Origin of the sequence: Streptomyces europaeiscabiei (genome assembly GCF_036346855.1) — a bacterium.
Lineage (GTDB): Bacteria > Actinomycetota > Actinomycetes > Streptomycetales > Streptomycetaceae > Streptomyces > Streptomyces europaeiscabiei.
The window spans coordinates 2,172,995-2,189,276 of record NZ_CP107841.1; the positions used below are offsets into that span (position 1 = coordinate 2,172,995).

At 71.1% G+C, this 16,282-nt stretch carries 17 protein-coding genes; 12 read left to right on the top strand and 5 right to left on the bottom strand.

All coding sequences use genetic code 11. The features are described 5' to 3' along the window. Nucleotides 1-29 precede the first annotated feature (29 nt). A complete protein-coding gene (locus tag OG858_RS09285; RefSeq protein WP_319067217.1) occupies nt 30-1,427 on the top strand; it encodes a GntP family permease in 1,398 nt (465 codons plus the stop codon). 111 nt (nt 1,428-1,538) lie between these two features. After that, nucleotides 1,539-1,739 (top strand): type II toxin-antitoxin system VapB family antitoxin, encoded by a 201-nt coding sequence (locus tag OG858_RS09290; protein WP_327723759.1) that lies wholly within the window; start codon nt 1,539-1,541, stop codon nt 1,737-1,739. Between the two features lie 192 nt (nt 1,740-1,931). Here OG858_RS09290 and OG858_RS09295 read toward each other — a convergent pair whose 3' ends face one another. The 3 genes from OG858_RS09295 to OG858_RS09305 all read right to left on the bottom strand — a co-directional run bounded on the left by OG858_RS09295 (nt 1,932) and on the right by OG858_RS09305 (nt 5,077). Next, nucleotides 1,932-2,555 (bottom strand): cytochrome b/b6 domain-containing protein, encoded by a 624-nt coding sequence (locus tag OG858_RS09295; protein WP_086754179.1) that lies wholly within the window; start codon nt 2,553-2,555, stop codon nt 1,932-1,934. After that, nucleotides 2,539-3,333 (bottom strand): molybdopterin-dependent oxidoreductase, encoded by a 795-nt coding sequence (locus OG858_RS09300; RefSeq protein WP_319067214.1) that lies wholly within the window; start codon nt 3,331-3,333, stop codon nt 2,539-2,541. Before OG858_RS09300 ends, OG858_RS09295 begins: the two co-directional genes overlap by 17 nt. Nucleotides 3,334-3,421: 88 nt before the next feature. Next, a complete protein-coding gene (locus OG858_RS09305; RefSeq protein ID WP_319067213.1) occupies nt 3,422-5,077 on the bottom strand; it encodes an FAD-binding dehydrogenase in 1,656 nt (551 codons plus the stop codon). Nucleotides 5,078-5,382: 305 nt separating this feature from the next. On the opposite strand from OG858_RS09305, the gene OG858_RS09310 reads away from it, so the two are divergent. The 8 genes from OG858_RS09310 to OG858_RS09345 all read left to right on the top strand — a co-directional run bounded on the left by OG858_RS09310 (nt 5,383) and on the right by OG858_RS09345 (nt 11,674). Continuing rightward, nucleotides 5,383-6,297: a DMT family transporter gene (locus OG858_RS09310; RefSeq protein WP_319263417.1), complete on the top strand. Its 915-nt coding sequence runs from the start codon at nt 5,383-5,385 to the stop codon at nt 6,295-6,297. A 122-nt stretch (nt 6,298-6,419) separates the two neighbouring features. Next, complete coding sequence (locus OG858_RS09315) at nt 6,420-6,935, top strand: NUDIX hydrolase (RefSeq protein ID WP_319067210.1); 516 nt, start codon at nt 6,420-6,422, stop codon at nt 6,933-6,935. A 51-nt stretch (nt 6,936-6,986) separates the two neighbouring features. Beyond that, the gene (locus tag OG858_RS09320; RefSeq protein WP_037701919.1) at nt 6,987-7,379 is read left to right on the top strand and encodes a YidH family protein; all 393 of its coding nucleotides are present in this window, start codon (nt 6,987-6,989) and stop codon (nt 7,377-7,379) included. Then, on the top strand, nt 7,376-7,708 hold the full coding sequence (locus tag OG858_RS09325) for a DUF202 domain-containing protein (RefSeq protein ID WP_319263421.1): 333 nt from the start codon (nt 7,376-7,378) through the stop codon (nt 7,706-7,708). The genes OG858_RS09320 and OG858_RS09325 overlap by 4 nt, the downstream gene beginning before the upstream one ends. 192 nt (nt 7,709-7,900) lie before the next feature. Beyond that, nucleotides 7,901-8,197, top strand: a complete 297-nt coding sequence (locus tag OG858_RS09330) for a hypothetical protein (RefSeq protein WP_037725554.1) — start codon at nt 7,901-7,903, stop codon at nt 8,195-8,197. A 150-nt stretch (nt 8,198-8,347) separates the two neighbouring features. After that, nucleotides 8,348-9,259, top strand: coding sequence for an MBL fold metallo-hydrolase (locus OG858_RS09335; protein ID WP_327723761.1), 912 nt, complete (start codon nt 8,348-8,350; stop codon nt 9,257-9,259). 159 nt (nt 9,260-9,418) lie between these two features. After that, nucleotides 9,419-10,453 carry a phosphotransferase family protein gene (locus tag OG858_RS09340; protein ID WP_086750835.1) on the top strand — a complete coding sequence of 345 codons (1,035 nt, stop codon included), beginning with the start codon at nt 9,419-9,421 and terminating at the stop codon, nt 10,451-10,453. Nucleotides 10,454-10,459: 6 nt separating this feature from the next. After that, nucleotides 10,460-11,674 carry an acyl-CoA dehydrogenase family protein gene (locus tag OG858_RS09345; RefSeq protein WP_086750833.1) on the top strand — a complete coding sequence of 405 codons (1,215 nt, stop codon included), beginning with the start codon at nt 10,460-10,462 and terminating at the stop codon, nt 11,672-11,674. Between the two features lie 142 nt (nt 11,675-11,816). On the opposite strand, the gene OG858_RS09350 is transcribed toward OG858_RS09345, so the two are convergent. Beyond that, nucleotides 11,817-12,410 (bottom strand): TetR/AcrR family transcriptional regulator, encoded by a 594-nt coding sequence (locus tag OG858_RS09350; RefSeq protein WP_037701931.1) that lies wholly within the window; start codon nt 12,408-12,410, stop codon nt 11,817-11,819. Between the two features lie 142 nt (nt 12,411-12,552). Further along, nucleotides 12,553-13,317 carry an SDR family oxidoreductase gene (locus OG858_RS09355; RefSeq protein WP_086750832.1) on the bottom strand — a complete coding sequence of 255 codons (765 nt, stop codon included), beginning with the start codon at nt 13,315-13,317 and terminating at the stop codon, nt 12,553-12,555. 256 nt (nt 13,318-13,573) lie between these two features. On the opposite strand from OG858_RS09355, the gene OG858_RS09360 reads away from it, so the two are divergent. Together OG858_RS09360 and OG858_RS09365 are read left to right on the top strand one after the other, a co-directional pair. Beyond that, on the top strand, nt 13,574-14,827 hold the full coding sequence (locus tag OG858_RS09360; RefSeq protein WP_086750831.1) for an exo-beta-N-acetylmuramidase NamZ family protein: 1,254 nt from the start codon (nt 13,574-13,576) through the stop codon (nt 14,825-14,827). Between the two features lie 106 nt (nt 14,828-14,933). Beyond that, on the top strand, nt 14,934-16,253 hold the full coding sequence (locus OG858_RS09365) for a serine-threonine protein kinase (RefSeq protein WP_086750830.1): 1,320 nt from the start codon (nt 14,934-14,936) through the stop codon (nt 16,251-16,253). Nucleotides 16,254-16,282 lie beyond the last annotated feature (29 nt).

The window sequence follows — 16,282 nt, forward strand, 5'->3', positions numbered from 1 at the left end:
CCCACAACTTCCCCACTCAAGGATTCACCGTGACCAGACTCAACGTCGAGCTGCTGGCAGCGGACCCCGTCGAGCCGATCACCTCGGCGGGACACGCTCAACTGGGCATCGCCGTACTGGCGGGCATCGCCGTCATCGTCGTGCTCATCACCAGGTTCAAGGTGCACGCCTTCCTGGCGCTGACCATCGGCTCGCTCGCGCTCGGCGCGTTGGCCGGGGCGCCGCTGGACAAGGCGATCGTCAGCTTCACCACCGGGCTCGGGTCGACCGTGGCCGGGGTGGGCGTGCTCATCGCGCTGGGTGCGATCCTCGGCAAGCTGCTGGCGGACTCCGGGGGCGCCGACCAGATCGTCGACACGATCCTCGCCAAGGCCGGCGGGCGGGCGATGCCGTGGGCGATGGTGCTGATCGCCTCCGTGATCGGGCTGCCGCTGTTCTTCGAGGTCGGGATCGTGCTGCTGATCCCGGTCGTCCTGATGGTCGCCAAGCGCGGCAACTACTCGCTGATGCGGATCGGCATCCCGGCCCTGGCGGGTCTGTCTGTCATGCACGGGCTGATCCCGCCGCACCCCGGCCCGCTGGTCGCGATCGACGCGGTGCAGGCCAACCTGGGCGTCACGCTGGCCCTGGGGCTGCTCGTGGCGATACCGACCGTGATCATCGCCGGGCCGCTGTTCTCGAAGTACGCGGCGCGCTGGGTGGATGTACCCGTCCCCGAGCGCATGATCCCCACGCGCGCCTCGCAGGAGCTGGAGAAGCGGCCCGGGTTCGGCGCGACCATCGCGACCATGCTGCTGCCGGTGGTGCTGATGCTGGCCAAGGCGCTGGTGGACATCATCGTGGACGATCCCGAGCAGATGGTGCAGCGGGTCTTCGACGTGGCCGGCTCGCCGCTGATCGCGCTGCTCGCGTCGGTGATCGTGGGCATGTTCACGCTGGGGCGGGCGGCCGGGTTCACCAAGGAGCGGCTGGGGTCGACCGTCGAGAAGTCCCTGGCGCCCATCGCGGGGATCCTGCTGATCGTCGGTGCCGGTGGCGGTTTCAAGCAGACGCTCATCGACTCCGGGGTCGGCCGGATGATCCTGGAGATCTCCGAGGACTGGTCGATCCCCGCGCTCGTCCTGGCCTGGCTGATCGCGGTGGCGATCCGGCTGGCGACCGGCTCGGCGACGGTCGCCACGATCTCGGCGGCGGGGCTGGTGGCTCCTCTCGCCGCGGACATGTCGACCACCCACACGGCCCTGCTGGTCCTCGCGATCGGCGCCGGCTCGCTCTTCTTCAGCCATGTCAACGACGCCGGGTTCTGGATGGTGAAGGAGTACTTCGGGATGACCGTCGGCCAGACCATCAAGACCTGGTCGGTGATGGAGACGATCATCTCGGTGGTGGCGGGGGCGATCGTGCTGCTGTTGTCGCTGGTGATATAGCGCCGTGTCAGGAATCGTTCGCCCTGTTGTTGTCCCGTGCCATGGGACCTCAGAGGGAACGAGTCGCCGCTGTGCGGCTGTTGGAGTCCGGACCGACGAAGGGGGCCGCTCGTGGCCAAGGTCAACATCAGTCTCGATGCCGAACTGGTGGTGGAAGTGATGGTCCTGGCCGGGGTCGGCTCGCCCCAGGACGCCATCGAAGCGGTCGTGCGCGACTACATCGCCCGTGGACACCGTACCGAGGCGCGCACCGGGCTCAGGGAGCAGAGCCTGCGCGAGGTCGAGGTCAAACCGCAGGAGCCTCAAGGCTGACCACGGTGATCGCGTGAAGTCGCTCCGGCTCCGTCGGCACGCGCCCGGCCGGCTGCGGCGAACCCGCCACGGCGACGGCCGGCGCCTACGCGTCGTCGTCGACGGGGCGAACGTCGCCTGATGCGGCTGTGGGCGTACGGGACACCGGTGATCAGGCGGTACGGGACCGGGGACTCCCGGCTGTGTCCGGCGCTACGGCCGCCACAGCGGGTGTTCCCGGTCCGCCCATTCCCGGCTCACCGAGCCCGTCCGCAGGCCCCGGCGGGCCTCGGGGTCACCCAGGGCCATGCCGATGTGGCCCGCCAGGACGATGCCGATCGTCAGGGCCAGCCAGTCGTGGACGAAGGTCGCGCTGGTGCGCCACATCAGCGGAGTGAGGTGGGTGAACCACATCATCAGGCCCGTGGCGAGCATGACGAGGGTGGCGCCGGCGATCCAGGAGGCATAGAGCTTCTGGCCGGCGTTGAACTTGGCGGCGGGGCGGGTGCCCGGAGTGCGGCGGCGGGCGGCTCGGAGCCAGAGACGGTCGTGCGGGCCCCAGCGGTTCAGTCGGCCGAGGTCCGCGCGGAACGCGCGGGAGACCAGGCCCGCCAGGACGGGGAGGGGCAGGAGCAGGCCCGTCCATGTGTGGACCGTGACCACCAGGGCCCTGCGGCCGACCAGTTCGGCGACGGCGGGGACGTAGAGGCAGGCCGCCGTCGCCACGCAGATGCCCATCAGGGCGGCCGTCGTGCGGTGGATCCAGCGTTCGGCGGCCGTGAAGCGCCTGACGCGGGCCTCCGCCCGGACGGATGGCACCTCAAGTTGTCGGTTCATCGTCCCGCCCGTTCGATCGGCCGACCCACGCGTCGATGTCATAGCCCCGCTCCTCCCAGTAGCCGGGCTCGACCTTCTCCGTGACCTCGATGCCGGAGAGCCATTTGGCCGACTTGTAGAAGTACATGGGGGCCACGTACAGGCGTACGGGGCCGCCGTGGTTGTGGCTGATGTCCTTGTCCTGCATTCGGAGGGCCACCAGGACGTCCGTGCGGCGGGCCTGCTCCAGGGTGAGGCTCTCGCTGTACGCCCCGTCGAAGCAGGTGAAGCGGACCGCGCCCGCCGAGGAGCGGACCCCGGCCGCGTCCAGCAGCGCGGAGAGCCGCACGCCCTCGAAGGGAGTGTCCGGGACCCGCCAGCCCGTGACGCACTGGACGTCCTTGACCATCCGGGTCTGCGGAAGGGCCCGCAGGTCCGCGAGGGTGTACGAGGTCGGCTTGTCGACCAGGCCGTCGACGGTGAGGCGGTAGTTCTTCGCGTTCTTGCGCGGGACGGACGACGTCACCGAGTAGTAGCGGAAGCCGCCGCCGTTGGGGAGCAGCCCGGTCAGGCCGGTGGGGTCCTTCTGGGCCGCCTCGCCGAGGAACGCCTCCATGCCGCGCTGGAGGACGGGCGCGGAGACCACGCCGAGGGCGCCGAGTCCGAGGGTGCCCAGGAGGACACGGCGGCCGATGGGCTTGCCCCGCTCGGGTTCCTGGCCGTCCTGGCGGTCCTGGCCCGTCCGGTCTTCGGGGTGTTCCTTCGGCACGGGCCGCGCTTCGGGATGTTCAGGGTTCACCTACCGATTCGACCATCCGCCGCCCCGGTCGGGCCAGTGGCGGCGGATATTCGTCAGGATTCGGTAAGCCTTCGCGGGCTCCCCCGGCTCAGCGCACCGCCTTCGCCGCCGCGCGGCCCGCCGTGCGGCCCGAGAACAGGCAGCCGCCGAGGAACGTACCCTCCAGGGAGCGGTAGCCGTGGACACCGCCGCCGCCGAAGCCGGCGGCCTCGCCCGCCGCGTACACACCCTCCAGCGGGTCGCCGCCCTCGGTGAGGACGCGGGAGGAGAGGTCGGTCTCCAGGCCGCCGAGGGTCTTGCGGGTCAGGATGTTCAGGCGGACGGCGATCAGCGGACCCGCCTTCGGGTCGAGGATGCGGTGCGGGGTGGCGGTGCGGATGAGCTTGTCGCCGAGGTAGTTGCGGGCCCCCCGGATCGACATGATCTGCAGGTCCTTGGTGAAGGGGTTGGCGACCTCGCGGTCCCGGGAGACGATCTCGCGGCGCAGCTCGGCCTCGTCGATCAGCGGCTCCTTCGTGAGCGCGTTCATACCGCGCACGAGGGAGCCGAGGTCCTTCTCGACGACGAAGTCGACGCCGTTGTCCATGAAGGCCTTCACCGGGCCGGGGACGTCCGCGCGGGCCCGGATGAAGACGTCCTTGATGGACTTGCCGGTCAGGTCGGGGTTCTGCTCGGAGCCGGAGAGGGCGAACTCCTTGCCGATGATCTTCTGGTCGAGGACGAACCACGTGTAGTCGTAGCCGGTCTTCATGATGTGTTCGAGGGTGCCGAGGGTGTCGAAGCCCGGGAAGAGCGGCACGGGAAGTCGCTTGCCGCGGGCGTCCAGCCAGAGCGAGGACGGGCCGGGCAGGACCCGGATGCCGTGGTTCTCCCAGATGGGGTTCCAGTTCTGGATGCCCTCGGTGTAGTGCCACATGCGGTCGCGGTTGATGAGGTTGGCGCCCGCCTCCTCGGCGATGCCGAGCATCCGGCCGTCGACGTGCGCGGGCACGCCGGAGATCATCTTCTCCGGGGGGTTGCCGAGGCGCTCGGGCCAGTTGGCGCGGACGAGGTCGTGGTTGCCGCCGATGCCGCCGGAGGTGACGATCACGGCCTGGGCCTTCAGTTCGAAGGCACCGGTGACCTCGCGGCTGCTGGCCTGGCCGCGCTCGATGGCCGACGGCTCCAGGATCTCGCCGGTGACGGTGTCGACGGCGCCCGCGCTGCGTGACAGGCCGGTCACCCGGTGCCGGAACTTCAGCTGGACCAGCCCCCGGGCCACGCCCTCCCGCACCCGCCGCTCGAAGGGCTCGACGAGGCCGGGGCCGGTGCCCCAGGTGATGTGGAAGCGGGGGACGGAGTTGCCGTGCCCGTTCGCGTCGTAGCCGCCGCGCTCGGCCCAGCCGACCACCGGGAAGAACCGGACGCCCTGCTGGTGGAGCCAGGAGCGCTTCTCACCGGCCGCGAAGTCGACGTACGCCTCGGCCCACTTGCGCGGCCAGCGGTCCTCCTCGCGGTCGAAGGCGGCCGTGCCCATCCAGTCCTGGAGGGCGAGCGCGTGGCTGTCCTTGATACGCAGGCGGCGCTGCTCGGGCGAGTCGACGAAGAAGAGTCCACCGAAGGACCAGTGCGCCTGGCCGCCGATCGACTGCTCCGGCTCCTGGTCGAGGAGGATCACCTTACGGCCCGCGTCGACGAGCTCCGCGGTCGCCGCGAGCCCGGCGAGGCCCGCCCCGATCACGATCACATCTGCGTCGTACGACATTGGAGGACGTCCTCTCGGGGAACGGGTCAGGCAAGCGGGAGCAGGCCGAAGCAGGCCGGCACGGCCCCACGCCTTGTTACCGGCCGGTCAGCAGCTTTGCACCAGATCCTTCGGCAGAAGGAGTGACCTAGTCAACTGCCGAGATGTGTCTCCTCTTACGGACAGCCTTCGTCGGGGCGGCTACAGTCGTCCGAATACGTATCGGGCCACCCGTCGAGGCACAAATCGCCTCCGTGGCGGGGTACCGAGCGGGACGTCCGGTGGGACGGTCACCGCGGCCCGTCCGACGACCCGAGGTATTCCGCGTGTCGGTTCTCGTTCTTCTTCTCGCCGTGGGCGCCGCCTGCTGTCTGGGCTTCGGCTTCGTTCTCCAGCAGCAGGCCGCCGCGCACGCCCCGCTGGGCGACTTCCTCTCGCCCCGGCTGCTGCTCGACCTGATCCGGGTGCCGCGCTGGCTCGGCGGCATCGGGCTGATGGTGTGCGGCATGGCTCTGGGCGCGATCGCTCTCAGCCAGGGCGAGGTCACCCTCGTGGAGCCGCTCCTGGCCACGAACCTCCTCTTCGCGCTCGCCCTCTCCCGTCGGCAGACCCGTCAGCCGCTGGGCCGCCAGGGCTGGGCGGGGCTCGTGCTGCTCGCGGGCGGAGTCACCGCGTTCATCGTCGCCGGGCGGCCGGAGGGCGGGGCGGCGGTCGGCGGCCCCTTCCGGCAGTGGCTGATCATCGGCGTCATGCTGGGACTCGCGCTCCTGCTCACGACATACGCGAAGCGGTCGCGGCTCAGTGCGGCGCCGGTGCTGCTGGCGGTCGCGGCCGGGCTCCTCTACGGCGTCCAGGACGCGCTCACCCGGGTCAGCGGCCAGCTGTTCGCCGGGGCCGGCTGGGGCGGGCTGTTCACCTCGTGGCAGCCCTACGGGGTCGTGCTGCTCGGCGTGACCGGGCTCCTGCTCGTGCAGAGCGCCTTCGAGGCGGCGCCGCTGCGGATGTCCCTGCCGGCGCTCACCGCCGCGCAGCCGCTGGCGGGGATCGCGTGCGGGGTGGGGTTCCTCGGGGATCGGCTGCGGATGGACGCGGGGGCGCTCGCGTGGGAGGCGGCGGGGCTGGCAGGGGTCGTCGTGGGGGTGGTGCTCCTCGGGATGCATCCTGCGATGCCGTGCGGGGTCTCCGGGGGGACGCGGGAGAGCTCGGGGGTGCAGGAGAGCTCGGGGGTGCGGGTTGCGTAGCGAGTGCGGCTGGGTGGCGAGTGCGGCTGAGTGGGGCTTCTCGCGCAGTTCCCCGCGCCCCTGAGAAGCAGGGGCTGCGCCCCTTGCTTCTCGCCACACCCTCCCCTTGCTTGGATGGGGACATGAGTGCCGCCGACGAGATCCTCGACATCGTGGACGAGAGTGACCAGGTCATCGGGCAGGCCCCGCGAGGGGAGGTGTACGCCCGGGGGATGCGTCATCGGGCCGTGTTCGTGCTGGTCAGGGACGCCGAGGGGCGTGTCTTCGTGCATCGCCGGACGGGCACGAAACTGATCTTTCCGTCGCTGTACGACATGTTCGTGGGCGGGGTCGTCGGAGCGGGCGAGTCCTACGACGACGCGGCGCTCCGCGAGGCCGAGGAGGAGCTGGGTGTCTCCGGGCTGCCCCGGCCCGACCCGCTGTTCAAGTTCCTGTACGACGACGGGGCCGGGCGGACCTGGTGGTCGGCCGTGTACGAGGTCCGCTGCGAACTGCCGGTGGACCCGCAGGCGGAGGAGGTCGCCTGGCACGGCTTCCTGGCGGAGGCCGAGGTGGAGCGGCGGCTGGGCGAGTGGGAATGGGTGCCGGACGGGATGGCGGCGTACCAGCGGCTGAGGGCGCGCAGGGGCGCGGGGTGAAGCGCGGGGAGGGCGACCTGCGCTCCGAAGCCGACCGGTAATGTCCTGCGAGTGATCGAATTTGTACAGAACGTCCGGCTCTGGTTCGCCCCCGGTGAGATCCGGGAGGAAGGCCGGACCCCGGACTACCGGTTCTCCCTGGCCAACGAGCGGACGTTCCTGGCCTGGCTGCGTACCGCGCTCGCCCTCGTCGGCGGCGGTTTCGCGGTGGACCAGTTCCTGCCGGACCTGCGCTGGGGCTGGCGCGTGGGGCTCGCGCTCGCCCTGTTGGCCGCCGGGGTGCTGTGCGCGTTGCGCGCGGTCAACCACTGGGTGCGCTGCGAGCGGGCGATGCGGCGCGGGGAGGACCTGCCGGTGTCCCGCTTCCCGGCGGTGCTCGGCCTTGTCGTCGCCGTGGTCGCCGTCGCCATGGTCGCCGTGGTGCTGGTCGGGTGGGAGGGGTGAGCCCGCCCCCCGCTCCCCGTGCGGCCCCCGACCGTGACCCCGGCCTCCAGCCCGAGCGCACCCGGCTCGCCTGGCGGCGTACGACCCTCGCGGGTGCCGTGATCGCCGTGCTCGCCGCGAAGTCCGCGCTGCACGGCGGGCCGTCGACGGCCGGAGTGGTGGCCGCGGCCCTGTGCGCGGTGCTGTGGCTGGGCTTCCTGACCCTCGCCCATCGCCGTATCGACGCCCTGACGGCCTCCCGCCCACCGGTCCTCGTACCCCGGACGGCCGCGGCGGCCGTCCTGTGTGTGATCGCCCTCGCGGTGTGCGGCGCGGCCCTGGTGTCCTGACACCCGGCCCTGGCGTCACGGGGCCGCCGAACGACAGGACACGACGGAGAGTGACAGGAAGCAACGCGGAGCGATCGAGCAAACCGAAGTGGGGACAGGTCTTGGTGCGCGCATGGAGTTTCAAAAAGGTAGAAGTGGGACTTCTGTGACTAGCCTTGTTATGTCACCCCCGTACCACCGAAGGTGAGCGCGATGACCACCCTGCACCAGGAACACCCCGTCCACGACCACGACCATGGCCCCGCCTGCGGGCACACCGCCGTGTCGCACGGCGACCACACCGACTACGCGCACGACGGGCATCTGCACCGCGAGCACTCCGGCCACTGGGACGAATGCGAGCCGAGCGGGCACACCGCGCACGACGGTCACGGCCACGAGCACGGCGAGGACTGCGGGCACCAGGCGGTCACGCACGGGGACCACGTGGACTATGTGCACGACGGACACCGGCACGCCGCCCACGACGGGCACTGGGACGACCACTGACGGCACCGTCGGCCGACGGCGGGTGCCGACACCGGCGACAGCACAACCACCTGCGCCGCTTCCGTAGACCCCGGATTCCACCGGATCGTCACCGACTGGCAGGCTCTGAGCACCAGTTGGCGACGATCCGGGGGGATGAAGGGGGTCATTATGACCGCGGAAGAGCCGTACACCGTCGAGCTCGCGAGCGACGTGTACGCGTATGTACAGCCGGACGGCGGATGGTGTCTGAACAACTCCGGTTTCGTGAGTGACGGCACCACCACCCTGCTCGTGGACACGGCGGCGACGGAGCGCAGGACCCGTGCCCTGGGCGCCGCGCTCGACGCGACCGGCGTCCCGAAGCCCCGGCTCCTGGTCAACACCCACCACCACGGGGACCACACCTACGGCAACGGCTTCTTCACGCCGTCCGCCACCCTCGTCTCGCACTCGGCCTGCCGCCGCGAGGCCCTCGCCAGCGGGCAGCACCTCCATCTGCTGTGGCCGCAGACCGACTTCGGCGACGTCGACATCCAGGGCGCGGACCTGACGTACGACGACCGCGTGACGCTCCACGTCGGCGACATCGAGGCCCAGGTCATCCACCCCGGCGTCTCGCACACGGTCGGCGACTCGGTCGTGTGGCTTCCGCACCGGCGGGTGCTGTTCGCGGGGGACCTGGTCTTCGAGGGCGGGACGCCGTTCTTCCTGATGGGCTCGCTGAGCGGTTCGCTGCGGGCGCTGGCGCTGCTGCGCGAGCTGGGCGCCGAGACCGTCGTACCGGGACACGGGCCGGTCACCGACCCGTCCGCGTTCGACAGGGCCGAGCGGTACATGCGGTTCGTGGCCGAGGTCGCCGAGAAGTCGCACGCCGCGGGGCTGACGCCGCTGGAGGCGGCCCGGAGCACGGATCTCGGGGAGTACGCGGCACTGCCGGAGAGCGAGCGGCTGGTGGCGAACCTGCGCCGGGCGTACGCCGAGCTGGACGGGGAGCCGGAGGGCGAGGGCGTCGACCCGTTCGCCGGGTTCATGGACATGGCGACCATCAACGGCGGGGAGATGATGACCTGCCACGCGTGACGGCCCGTCCCGGGATCCGGCCGCACCCCCGGCCGGATCCCGGCCGGATCCCGGCCGGATCCGTGGAGACTCCGATCACTTTCGTGCCGCCCACTGGACGACATACCGACCGGTCGGCATCATGAGACGGGTCACGGTAAACCGCGTGTAGGAGCGATGATGCACCCAGAGCAGCCGCCAGGTCTCGATCCCGACCGGCTCCGCGCCCTGCTCGACGCCGAGCGGCCCGGACTCGTGGGCGGCCCGCTCACCGGCCGGCTGATCGAGGGCGGACGGTCGAACCTGACGTACGAGGTCACGGACGGCTCCGCGAAGTGGGTCGTACGGCGGCCCCCGCTGGGCCATGTGCTGGCGACCGCGCACGACATGAAGCGCGAGCACCGCGTGATCAGCGCGCTGCACGCGACGGACGTACCGGTGCCGCGTCCGGTGCTGTTCTGTGGGGACGAGGACGTGCTCGGCGCGCCCTTCTACGTCATGGACTTCGTGGAGGGCACCCCCTACCGCACCGCCGAGCAGCTGGCCCCGCTGGGCCCGGAGCGCACCCGGGCAGCCGTGCTGAGCCTGGTCGACACCCTCGTCGAGCTGCACGCGGTGGACCCCGCCGAGGTGGGCCTCGCCGACTTCGGGCGCCCGGAGGGCTTCCTGGACCGGCAACTGCGGCGCTGGGGCAAGCAGTTGGACGCGTCCCGCAACCGCGACCTGGCCGGCATCGACGAACTGCACGCGGCCCTGGGGCGCCGGCTGCCCCACTCCCCCGCCCCGACCGTCGTGCACGGCGACTACCGGCTCGACAACGTCCTGCTGGGTGACGACGACCGGATCAGGGCGATCCTCGACTGGGAGATGTCGACGCTCGGCGATCCGCTCACCGACCTGGGCCTGCTGGTGATGTACAGCGTGCCGCTCGCGACGCCCGACTCCCCCGTCTCCACGACCGCGGCGGCGGCCGGGCATCCGGATCCGGCCGAGATCGTCGAGCGGTACGCGGCACGCTCGGGCCGCGACGTCGCCTCGGTGTCCTGGTACACGGCGTTCGCCTGGTTCAAGCTCGCCGTGATCCTGGAGGGCATCCACTACCGGTACACACTCGGCCAGACGGTCGGCCGAGGCTTCGACCGCATCGGCGATCTGGTCCCCGTCTTCATCGAACACGGCCTGACAACTCTTCGCGCCGGCACCCAGGAAGGCTGACCCGCCATGGACTTCGCATTCGACGCCCGCACGGAGGAGCTGCGCGCCAAGCTCCTCACCTTCATGGACGCGTACGTGTACCCGGCGGAAGCCGTGGCCGAGGAACAGCGCGCCGAGCTGGCCTCGCCGTGGGACACGCCCGCCGTGGTGGAGGAGCTGAAGGCCGAGGCCCGCAGGCAGGGCCTGTGGAACCTCTTCCTGCCCGACTCCGAGTACGGGGCCGGACTCACCAACCTCCAGTACGCGCCGCTCGCCGAGATCACCGGGCGCTCGCCGCAGCTGGCGCCGACCGCGCTGAACTGCGCCGCGCCCGACACGGGCAACATGGAAGTACTGAGCCAGTTCGGCGACGATGCGCAGCAAAAGCAGTGGCTGGAGCCGCTGCTCGCCGGTGAGATCCGGTCGGCCTTCGCGATGACCGAGCCGGAGGTGGCCTCCTCGGACGCCACCAACATCACCACGCTGATCGAGCGGGACGGCGACGACTATGTCGTCACCGGGCGCAAGTGGTACATCTCCGGGGCCATGAACCCCGACTGCCGGATCTTCATCGTGATGGGCAAGACGGACCCGCACGGGGCCGACATCCGCCGCCAGCAGTCGATGATCCTGGTCCCTCGTGACACCCCGGGTGTCACGGTGAAGCGCGCGATGCAGGTGTTCGGCTACGAGGACCACTCCCACGGCGGTCACGCCGAGGTGGTCTTCGAGGGTGCGCGGGTGCCGGCCGCCAACCTGATCGGCGAGGAGGGCGGCGGTTTCGCCATCGCGCAGGCGCGGCTCGGGCCGGGGCGTATCCATCACTGCATGCGGCTGATCGGGATGGCCGAGCGGGCGATCGAGCTGATGTGCCGCCGGGCGGTGGCGCGGGAGGCCTTCGGCAAGGCGCTGGCGCAGCAGGGGGTCGTGCACAACTGGATCGCCGACGCGCGGGTGGCGGTGGAGCAGTTGCGGCTGCTGGTGCTGAAGACGGCGTGGATGATGGACACGGTGGGCAACAAGGGGGCCCACGCGGAGATCCAGGCGATCAAGATCGCTACGCCGCGGACGGTGGTGGACATCATCGACCGGGCCATCCAGCTGCACGGTGCGGGGGGTGTGAGCCAGGACTTCCCGCTGGCCGAGCTGTACGCGGGGGCGCGGACGCTGATGATCGCGGACGGGCCCGACGAGGTGCATCAGCGGTCACTCGCTCGGCGGGAGCTGAAGCGGTACGTGTGAGTGTGCGGGGGGGGTGCGTTGTCGGGTGCGGGTGAGTGGGTGGTGCGGGTGAGTGGGGCTTCTCGCGCAGTTCCCCGCGCCCCTGAAAAGCAGCGGCTCCGCCCCGTGCTTCTCAGGGGCCCGCAAGGGCCGTGCTTTCGCCCTACGGCCGCAGCGCCCGCAGGAGCAGGTCCGCCAAGTGGTCCGCCACCTCCTGGGGGGCCATCGGGCCATCCGGGCGATACCACGTCGACAGGTGGTGGACCGAGCCGAAGTGGTAGTCGACCACCAGGTCGGCGGGGGTGGCCCTGGAGAAGACGCCCGTCTCCTGTCCCTCCTCCACCAGCGCCCTGAAGCGCTCGTGGTAACGGCGGCGTTCCGCTCGGACCTGCTTGTTCTTCTCGGGGCTCAGATGGTGCATGGACCGGAAGAAGATCATCGCGTCGTCGAGGTTGTCGATGGTGGTGACGACGACATCGGCGGCGGCACCCCGCAGGCGCTCCTCGACGGGCGCGTCGGCCCCGGCGAACGCGTCCAGCCGCTCCTGCTGGATGCGCAGCACGCGCGCGTACACCTCGTGCAGCAGGTCGTCCTTGGACCCGAAGTAGTGGTACAGCGCGCCCTTGGTGACGCCGGCCGCCTCGACGATCTCCTGCACGGAGGTGCGGTCGTAGCCCCGCTCGGCGAAGAGCCGGGTGGCTGCGGCCAGCAGCCGCTGCGGGACGGGAGTACCGTCACCGTCCGTCGTCCTGGGCACTGCCGCCACCTGCCTTCCGAGGTTCTGTTGTCACCTGGCGGTGGTCGCCCGTCGGGCCCCGGCCGGTTCCTACCGGCCGGAATCGGGCGCTCCCGCCGGAGGATCATCCCACTCTCCGGCACCCGCCCGCCGGGCAGGGCCGTCAGCCCGTCGTCTCCCACTTCTGCTGGATGTGGTTCATGTTCGTCAGCCAGCGCTCCGGGTCGGCCGCCCTGGCCTGGTAGAAACCGGCCACCTCGGGGTGCGGCAGGATCAGGAAGCGGTCCTTCTCGATGCCGTCGAAGAGCGCGTCGGCCACGTCCTCCGGCTCGATCGCGGTCGGCGCGAGCACCAGGTCGCCCGCGCTGCCGGAGGCCGTCAGCATGTCGGTGCGCACGCCCTGCGGGCAGATCGCGTGGACCTTGACGCCCCGGTGCCGGTAGGTGAGCGACAGCCATTCGGCGAACGCGTACGCCCCGTGCTTGGTGACGCTGTAGGGCGCCGCGCCGATCATCGTCAGCAGCCCCGCCGCCGAGACCGTCGAGACGAAGCGCCCGCTGCCCCGCTCCAGCCATGCCGGCAGCAGCTCGTGGGCCGCCCGGACGTGCGCCATCACGTTGACATCCCAGGCGAGCGCCCACACCTTCTCGTCGGCCGCTTCCGTCCCGCCGGAGGCGAGCCCGGCATTCGCGCAGTACACGTCCACGGTGCCGCCGAGCGCGTCACGCGCCTCGGCGATGATCGAGGACGCGTCCCCGGGCACCGCGATGCCGCCGATCTCGTCGGCCACGGCCTTCGCCCGGTCACCGTTCAGGTCGTTCACCACGACCCGGGCCCCCTCGGCGGCGAACCGCCGCGCCAGAGCGGCCCCGATCCCGCCCCCGGCCCCTGTGACGACCACACCCGCACCCTGTACGGCTCCCACGATCGGTCTCCTTCGCCTTCGACGCGACGTACCACGAACGGCTCCACTCAGGCCACCAGACTAACCGGTCGGTATGCAGCAGAGAAGAGCCACTCGCAGCACACACCGGCGGGAGCCCCCCAAGGGGCGCGGGGCTGCGACGTCTGCGGCTCCGCCGCGTGGGCGCGACCAGCCACAACCGCCCCGCAGGTTACAAACCACCCGCGGGAGCGCTTAGCTTGCGTATACGCCGCTTCCCGCGACCCGGAGGTCACCCCCCATGCGCCTCTCCCGCCGCACCTTCCTCGCCGCCTCCACGGCAGCCACCGCTTCCACAGCCGCCACCGCGAGCCTCACCACCGCTCCCCCGGCCGGGGCAGCCCGCCAAGGGCTTCGTACCGGCTTCGAGCGTCTGGCCGCCGACGGCTACCGAACCCTGGGCGGTCAGAAGGTCGGCATCGTCACCAACCCCACCGGCATCACCGAGGACGCCCGCCACATCGTCGACGTGATGCACGCCGACGACCGCGTGGACCTCACAGCCGTCTTCGGCCCGGAGCACGGCTTCCGGGGCACCGCCCAGGCCGGCGGCTCCGAGGGCCGCCACGACGACCCGGCGACCGGGCTGCCGGTCTACGACACGTACCTGAAGAGCGGCCGCCCCCTCGCGGACATCTTCACCGCCTCCGGCGTGGACACGGTCGTCTTCGACATCCAGGACGTGGGCGCCCGCTTCTACACGTACATCTGGACGCTGTACGACTGCATGGAGGCGGCCCAGCTCGCCGGGAAGCGTTTCGTCGTGCTGGACCGGCCGAACCCGATCACCGGGCGGAGCGCCCAAGGACCCGTGCTGCACAAGGAGTTCGCGACGTTCGTCGGGCGGCAGCCCATCTCCCAGGCGCACGGGATGACGGTGGCGGAGCTGGCAGGGCTGTTCAACGAGGAGTTCCTCACCAAGCCCGTGCCGCTGGAGACCGTACCGATGTCGGGCTGGAAGCGGTCGCGGTTCCACGACGACTCCGGGCTGCCCTGGGTGCCGCCGAGCCCGAACATGCCGACGCCGGACACCGCGCTCGTGTACGCGGGCACGTGTCTCTTCGAGGGGACGAACCTGTCGGAGGGGCGCGGCACCACACGGCCGTTCGAACTGCTGGGCGCGGAGGGCGTCGACCGGAGGTGGGCGGCCGCCGCGAACGAGCTCGGGCTGCCCGGCGCGCACTTCAGGGAGGCCTACTTCGCGCCGACGTTCTCCAAGTTCCAGGGGAAGACCATCGGGGGTGTGCAGATCCATGTCCACGACCGGGCCGCGTACGACCCGGTGCGCACCGGGATCGGCCTCCTGGTGACCGCCAGGAAGGTGTGGAGCGGCTTCGCCTGGCGTCCGGACAACTGGATCGACAAGCTGACCGGTTCGGCGCGGGTGCGGACGATGATCGACGCGGGGGCCGACACGGACGCGATCGTGGCGGGCTGGCAGGAGGAGCTGGCGGCGTTCCGCAAAGTACGCAAGGAGTACTTGCTGTACCGATAAACCGATAATGGGCGTCAAGAGCCCTTCGTGACCTATGGCCATCCCTCGCCGTTGGCAGGACCATGCGCCTGAGCGCATTACCGACGGGGGCCGAAGGGGGCTCGTCATGGCGGATCCGGAAATGAGCGTGACTCCCTACTGGGAACTGACCTTCGACGCGGACGGCGACGTGGACACCGGTCAGCGGGACCGGCTGCTCGACGGGGTCCGCAGGCGCGGGGTCGTGGACCTGGTCGTCTTCGCACACGGCTGGAACAGCGACCGGTCCGGCGCGACCCGCCTGTACAGCCGCTTCCTCGCCCCGTTCCCGGCGCTCGCGCCGCACGCGAAGCTGGGGTACGTGGGCGTGCTGTGGCCCTCGATGCGGTTCTCGGACGAGCCGATCCCTGACCTCGAGCCGGTCCCGGCCGTGGCGCCCAGCCGACCCGCACTGGACAAGAGCACCCGGCACGCGCTGCTGGAGGTCTTCCCCGGGCGGGCCACCGTGGTCGAGCAGCTCGCGCGGCTGCTGAACCAACGGCCGCACGACGGCGCCTCGTTGGAGGAGTACGGGCGGCTCGTACGACTGCTGGTGGAGGTGGCGCCGCAGGGACCGCAGGCGGCGTTCACTGCGGACACCATCGCGGAGGGAGTGCCGGAGGGCACGCCCGGGATGCTGTGCGGGGACGCGGCGACGGTGTGCGCGGACTTCGCGGCGGCGCTGGCGGAGGTCGAGGCCTCGGGGGTGATGACCGGGGCCGTGCCCGCCTTGCCGCAGGCCTGGGACGGCGCCCATGAACTCCTGCGTCAGGCCACGTACTTCGCGATGAAGCGCCGGGCGGGGACGGTCGGCGAGCGTGGGCTCGGGCGGCTGCTCGGGCAGCTCGCGCGCACGGCTCCGAACGTGCGGGTGCACCTCGTCGGGCACAGCTTCGGCGCGCGTCTCGTGTCGTTCGCGCTGCGCGGGCTGCCCGAAGGGGTGCACACCGTGAAGTCGGTGACGCTCCTTCAGGCGGCCTTCTCCCACTACGCGTTCGCGGCGCGCCTGCCCCACGACGCACGCGCGAGCGGCGTCCTGAACGGTCAGCACAAGCGCATCGACGGGCCGTTGGTGTGCTGCCACTCCAAGCACGACTCGGCGCTGGGCACGATCTACCCGCTCGCCTCCCGGATGGCGGGCGACGCGCGGACGGTGCTGGGCCTGAGCGTGAACAGCCTCCTCGGCGCCAAGTGGGGGGCCCTCGGCTACGGCGGGGTGCAGGCCGTCAAGGGCACCCGGTCGTTCAGGCTGGCCGACGCCCTCAAGACCCGACTGCCGGCATCGGGTTGCGTGAACATCGACGCGGCGGCGGTGGTCAGACGCGGAGGCGCACCGTCCGGCGCCCACAGCGACATCTGCCACCAGGAGTTGGCGAGGGTGGTGCTGGCGGCGGGCCGTATCGCCTGACCACGGCCCGCCGCCTTCGTTCTCGCCCG